Annotated in this window: 6 protein-coding genes; 2 read left to right on the top strand and 4 right to left on the bottom strand. The window is 30.8% G+C overall.

The genetic code is table 11. From position 1 onward, the window contains the following. Together QZZ53_RS16585 and QZZ53_RS16580 are read right to left on the bottom strand one after the other, a co-directional pair. Positions 1–786, bottom strand: a 786-nt coding sequence (locus tag QZZ53_RS16585) for a tellurium resistance protein TerC (RefSeq protein WP_296386773.1), incomplete at its 3' end; no start/stop codon positions are given. Positions 787–808: 22 nt separating this feature from the next. Continuing rightward, positions 809–1,567 (bottom strand): CDP-alcohol phosphatidyltransferase family protein, encoded by a 759-nt coding sequence (locus QZZ53_RS16580; protein WP_296386770.1) that lies wholly within the window; start codon positions 1,565–1,567, stop codon positions 809–811. A 142-nt stretch (positions 1,568–1,709) separates the two neighbouring features. Between QZZ53_RS16580 and QZZ53_RS16575 the strand changes: the two genes are divergently transcribed. Further along, positions 1,710–2,780 (top strand): PorV/PorQ family protein, encoded by a 1,071-nt coding sequence (locus QZZ53_RS16575; RefSeq protein ID WP_296386768.1) that lies wholly within the window; start codon positions 1,710–1,712, stop codon positions 2,778–2,780. A 91-nt stretch (positions 2,781–2,871) separates the two neighbouring features. Continuing rightward, a complete protein-coding gene (locus QZZ53_RS16570; RefSeq protein ID WP_296386766.1) occupies positions 2,872–4,041 on the top strand; it encodes a DUF4105 domain-containing protein in 1,170 nt (389 codons plus the stop codon). Position 4,042: 1 nt separating this feature from the next. Here the strand turns inward: QZZ53_RS16570 and QZZ53_RS16565 are convergent, their stop codons facing one another. Together QZZ53_RS16565 and QZZ53_RS16560 are read right to left on the bottom strand one after the other, a co-directional pair. Beyond that, positions 4,043–5,437 carry a sugar transferase gene (locus QZZ53_RS16565; RefSeq protein ID WP_296386764.1) on the bottom strand — a complete coding sequence of 465 codons (1,395 nt, stop codon included), beginning with the start codon at positions 5,435–5,437 and terminating at the stop codon, positions 4,043–4,045. Between the two features lie 56 nt (positions 5,438–5,493). Then, positions 5,494–6,047 (bottom strand): glycosyltransferase family 4 protein (locus QZZ53_RS16560; protein ID WP_296386761.1); only part of this gene is annotated, 554 nt, incomplete at its 5' end.

The following is a 6,047-nucleotide window of genomic DNA, read 5'->3' as shown; positions in this document are numbered from 1 at the left end:
TTCTTTTATCAACTTCTTCTGATAACGTCCTTGCACAATATCTACGATCACTAAAACGACAATAACAAAATAGAACGTAGTCTTACTCATTGGTACAATCTCGTTTCCAAAGATTTTTAAATGTGCTAAATGACCACCTTCGGTCACTAACATAATACCTACAATAAATAAAATAAATAATCCTAATACTTCGTACATTCTATTTTTAGCCAAGAATACTGAAATCCTATCCGCCATTAATAACATTAGCAAACCACTAGCGACAATAGCAATTGCCATAACAATAAATGCAGTTGTTGAATTTTCTATTTCACTTGTAAGTCCTATTGCTGCTAATATAGAATCAAATGAAAAAACTAAGTTCATTATAACAATGCTAACTATAACTGCACTTGCTGATTTATTTCTTGATCCTCCACCTTCTATATCATGACTTAAATCTTGGGTAGAAATCATATGCCAAATTTCTTTAATAGCTGTGTAAATGATAAAGCCTCCTCCAAGTAAAACAATAATACTGTGACCATTAAAGGCGAAATTAATAACATCTTCAATATGACCTGTTAAAAACGAAAAAGGTTCTTGAAAGAAATCAATAATAGAGACCAAAACAAATAGCAATACTATTCTAAGAACTATAGCTATAAGAATACCAACTTTTCTCACTCGTTTTTGATCAGCTTGTGGTGCTTTCTTTGATTCTAAAGAAATGTAAAGAAGATTATCAAATCCTAAAACGGCTTGTAACATAACAAGCATTAATAGTGTGAAAATGATTTCAGCCATGGTTTATGAAGTATTAATTTAATTAATTGATATTTTTTCTATCTAACAATGATAGTATAATGTATAGAGCAATCACTAAAGGAATTGCGGCAAAGCGAAGTACAATAAGAGCTACAAGGCTTAAAACTAAAAAGATATAACGTGTCGCATTACTTTTAAAACTCCAGTCCTTAAATTTTAAAGCAAACAATTTTATTTTAGAGTTTAATAAATAACAGCTTAAAAGCGTTAGACCAATTAAAAACCACTTATTTATAATTATAGAATTCATTATATCGCTATTCTGATATTCTAAAATTAACGGTAAAGACAAAATCAATAATGTGTTGGCTGGCACTGGTAATCCTTTAAAATAAGACTGTTGATCTTCATCTAAATTAAATTTTGCTAAGCGATAAGCAGATGCTAATGGGATAAGTAATCCTATTAATGGTAATACCGACAATTTAAAACCTTGCCAGTGAAAAATAGAATTCCAACTATCACTATAGGTTGAATAATCTGGCGCATCAACTGTTAATGAAATAAGTTTAAACATTATTACGCCAGGCACTACTCCACTTGTCACTAAATCTGCTAACGAGTCTAATTGAATACCAAGTGGACTCTGTACATTTAGCTTTCGTGCTAAAAGGCCGTCAAAAAAGTCGAAAAAGATTCCTAGAAAAACAAATACCGCAGCAGCAACAAAATTACCATAAACCGCAAATATCAATGCGATACATCCTGAAAACAGATTTAGAAGTGTAACCGCATTAGGAATATGTCGTTTTAAACTCATGAATTTAATTTATGTAAAAATAAAAAAGTATTTGAGCTTATCTTATTATTTTTTTCAAATTGCCCAATAATTAGACAATAAGAAGGGATTTTTGCAGTTAAATAGATAGAAAAATTGTGCATCTTTGTAAAAAATTTTGCTGTTGAAAAATTACTATGTAATTCTCTTAACACTTGCTACGCTTTTCGCTTCGGCTCAAACAACAAGAAAATATTCTAATGAATTTATGAATATTGGCGTTGATGCTGCTGCATTAGGTATGAGTAATGCTGTTGTGTCACAAACTGCTGACGTAAATTCTGGATATTGGAATCCAGCAGGTTTAGTGCACCTAGAAGACAACCAGCTTGCCTTAATGCATTCGAGTTACTTTGCTAATATCGCTAACTACAACTATCTCGCCTATGCAATGCCCTTAGATGACAGAAGTGCAGTTGGTTTGTCTTTAATTAGATTTGGAGTAGATGACATTTTAGATACCACACAGTTAATAGATGACCAAGGCAATATAAATTACGATAGAATAAGTACTTTCTCTACCGCAGATTATGGATTGACATTTTCTTATGCTAGAAAATTACCATTAGATGGTTTAAATTTTGGAGTCAATGCAAAAATTATTAGAAGAATCATCGGAGATTTCGCTTCTTCTTGGGGTTTTGGTTTAGATGCTGGTATTCAGTTTGAAGGCAAAAATGGTTGGAAATTTGGTTTAATGGCAAGAGACATTACAACGACTTATAATGCATGGTCTATAGACGACAAGAAATTTGAACAAATTAGTGGTGCTATTGAAGGTGAAAATCAAGAATTACCTGAAACTACAGAAATAACGATTCCGAAATTACAGTTCGGAATGTCAAAAAAATGGATTTTTAATTACGACTATTCATTCCTTGCTGCAGCAAATTTAAATGTAAGATTTGAAGAAAACAATGATGTGTTTTCAACCTCTTTTGCTAGCATAAATCCTGCTATAGGTTTTGATTTTGGTTATGCTGACTTAGTGTTTTTAAGATCTGGTTTTGGTAATTTTCAAAACGAAAGACAGCTAGATGATTCCGAGAAGCTAACATTTCAACCTAATTTTGGTGTAGGTTTTAAATACAAAGGTATTCAGCTAGATTATGCATTTACAGATATTGGAGACCAAAGTTCTGCATTGTACTCTAATATATTTTCTCTAAAAATAGATTTTAGCGTATTTAGATAGTGATACTTATGAAACGAGCATATTAAAAATTATATCATCAGAAATGATTAATAGAGAACATGTGACCTTTGAAAATAACATATATAAACACATGAAACTAAAACTATCCTTTATTCTTATCTTTTTAGTCTTATTTTCTTTGTCTTCGCAGAATTTTCAATTAACACCAGACACAAAAATATCTATACTTACTATTGGTCCTGGTCAATCATTAAATGATGCTTTTGGACACAACGCATTTAGAATAAAAGATAAAAGTCGAGGAATTGATGCTGTCTATGGCTATGGCGAATACGATTTTGACGCTCCAAATTTCTATTTAAAATTTGCACGTGGTAAATTAAATTATCTAATAAGTAGACATAACTATTCTGATTTTCATAATCATTATGTAAGCTACAATCGTACTATTAATGAACAAGTACTTAATCTTACAATTGAAGAGAAACAAAGATTATTCGATTATTTAGAAACTAACTATAAGCCAGAAAACAGAAGGTATCTTTATGATTTCTTCTATGACAACTGTGCTACTCGAATTAGAGATGTTGCAAATACAGTAACAAATAATGACATAAATTTCGCTGTACCTAAAAGGTTTGAGCCAAAAACTTTTAGAAGCCTTATCCATGAACATGTATCACTAAATTCTTGGGGAAGTTTTGGTATTGATATTGCCTTGGGTTCAGTTATTGACAAAGAAGCCACTACTAGTGAGTACATGTTTTTACCAAAATATATTCATGCTTTTTTTGATAGTGCAAAAATTAATGATTCAGAAAATCTAGTAAAGAAATCATCTGTGATTTTTCAAAAGAAAGAAAAGGAAATACCCTCCAACTTTCTTTTTAGCCCATTAATGATTATGGGACTTCTGGCCGTTCTAATTCTATTTATTACTTATAAAGACTTTAAAAATAATACAAGGAGTAAATGGTTGGATATTTTACTCTTTGGAACCACTGGAGTGATTGGAATTCTTCTTTTATTATTATGGTTTGCTACTGACCACTCTGCTACAGCTCAAAATTATAATGTCTTATGGGCAGTACCACTAAATATTATAGTAATTGCTCAGTTATTAAAACCACAAGTAAAATCATGGTTTAAGGGGTATTTAAAGTTCTTAATTATTATGCTCTGTCTTCTGACATTACATTGGATAATTGGAATCCAAGTCTTTGCTATAGGTTTAATACCTCTACTCATTGCTTTAATGGTGAGATATATCTTCTTAATTAAATTCTATAACAAAGCTTAAACTACTGTCCTCTGTAATACAAAATAGTACTCAAAGTTTTTATTGTAATACTAAAATCTAAGAAGATACTTCGATGCTTAATATAATATAAATCATATTGCAACTTGGTTAGACTATCATCTATGGAAGAACCATACCTTGTATTGACCTGAGCCCAACCTGTAAGTCCAGGTTTTATAATATGACGTGTTTCGTAAAATGGTATAATACGAGATAATTCGTTAACAAAGAAAGGACGTTCTGGTCTTGGTCCTATTATGCTCATTTCGCCTTTTAAAACATTGTAAAATTGAGGGATTTCATCTAATCGTGAGCGTCTTAAAAATTTACCAAATTTAGTTATACGCTTATCATCTTTTTTTGCCCACTTAACTCCATCTTTCTCTGCGTTTATCACCATCGTTCTTAACTTAAGAATCTTAAATGGCTTACTATTTTTTCCGACACGTTCTTGAGAATAAAACAATGGTCCTTTATTCCCAATAAGGTTTACTATTATAATTAAAGGTAATAACAATGATCCCAATATTAAACCAAAAAAAGCAACTACAACATCAAAAGCACGATGAAAAAAGATGTAAAGTTGATTTTCATTACTCCTACTAAAAGGAAAATATTTATAAAAATCTTTACCTACAAATTGAATTGGCACTCTATGTAGTAATTCTTCATAGACTTGAGTATACTCTCTAATCTTAAAGCCACGCTCTAGTAGCATCATCAAATCATGATAGACCTCTGCTATAATTGCTTCGGTATTAAAACTTGCCACCAAAACTTCAGATATTCTTTCTCTTTCAATAACTTCTAAAAAAAATTTAGCTTCAAACTCTTTAAGCCCTTTAAATTTAACAGACTCAGATGTTGAAACTTCACTATTAATAAAGCCAACTATTTTATAATTTGGATCAGATGTATCTAATGCTCTAACTAATCCATCAATATTAGAAACTTCGCCAACTAAAAGGACTCGCTTATAAAAGCGTGGAGACTCAAATAAATTTAAATATATTAATCTCCATAGCAGTATAGAAATAATTATAGTAAAATAAAAGTAGACTATTTGTAAACGTTCTTCTGGCAAATACGGAGACAACACAGGTGTTAAAAGATAAAATAAAACTACTGTAGAAGTTGTAATAACAATATTTCTAAAAGTGGTATCAAACTTACTCGCCTTTTGCAGATCATAAAGTTCAAAGATGGTTCCAAAAATAGTAATATAAACACCCAAAAGGATTAATGCAATACTGTTATCTTTATTTACTATAATATATTCAAAATCAAAGAAAAGGCTCAAACAGTAAACGCCAACAAATACCATCACCAAATCTATAATTCTCAATAGAATCTTACGTTCAGAGACTTCGAAATGAATACCTTTTTTATGCTTCATTGATAGGCTAGACTATGTTGTAAAGATAATAAGACGAAATGATTTTTAACACTAAATTAAGACAAAAGGACTTCCCACTTATGTTTTACACAATTCCAATCAAATTTTTCAACTTTAGAGCGAGCCTTATTTATTAATCCAGCTCTAAGTGCTTCATTTGATTTTAGTTTAATAATCGCATTAACCATTGAGTCAACATCTTGTGGAGGCACTAAAAGCCCATCTTCTTTGTCGTCAATTAAATAAGGTAAACCACCAACATCTGTAGATACGACTGGTAATCCTAGTGCCATTGCTTCGATGACGCTTACTGGTGTATTATCGTAATTTGTTGTATTAATAAATACATTACACTCCTCAGATAAGGCTATCCACTCTTGCTTAGAAAGTTTTCCAGTAAAACTAACATCTAAATTCTTATTTTTCGCTAGTTTCTTAACCTGAATCAATGAACCATCTACATCTGGACCAACCATTGTGAGTCTTGCAGTATATTTCATTTTTAATAATTTCTCTAAAACTAAAACTGCTTCATTTATCATAAACACTATTTCAACTCTTCCAATTTTCTCTATTGCAACAGAACCAAATCTATTATGGAGTGATACAA

This window comes from Winogradskyella sp. (genome assembly GCF_016744625.1).
GTDB lineage: Bacteria > Bacteroidota > Bacteroidia > Flavobacteriales > Flavobacteriaceae > Winogradskyella.
The sequence above is the reverse complement of the archived record's forward strand: the minus strand, read 5'-3'. Positions and strand labels throughout refer to the sequence as shown.

Bases quoted from the DNA above. Each gene is read 5' to 3' on its own strand.
- QZZ53_RS16580 (WP_296386770.1), bottom strand. From the start codon at position 1,567: ATGAGTTTAAAACGACATATTCCTAATGCGGTTACACTTCTAAATCTG.
- QZZ53_RS16570 (WP_296386766.1), top strand. From the start codon at position 2,872: ATGAAACTAAAACTATCCTTTATTCTTATCTTTTTAGTCTTATTTTCT.
- QZZ53_RS16565 (WP_296386764.1), bottom strand. From the start codon at position 5,437: ATGAAGCATAAAAAAGGTATTCATTTCGAAGTCTCTGAACGTAAGATT.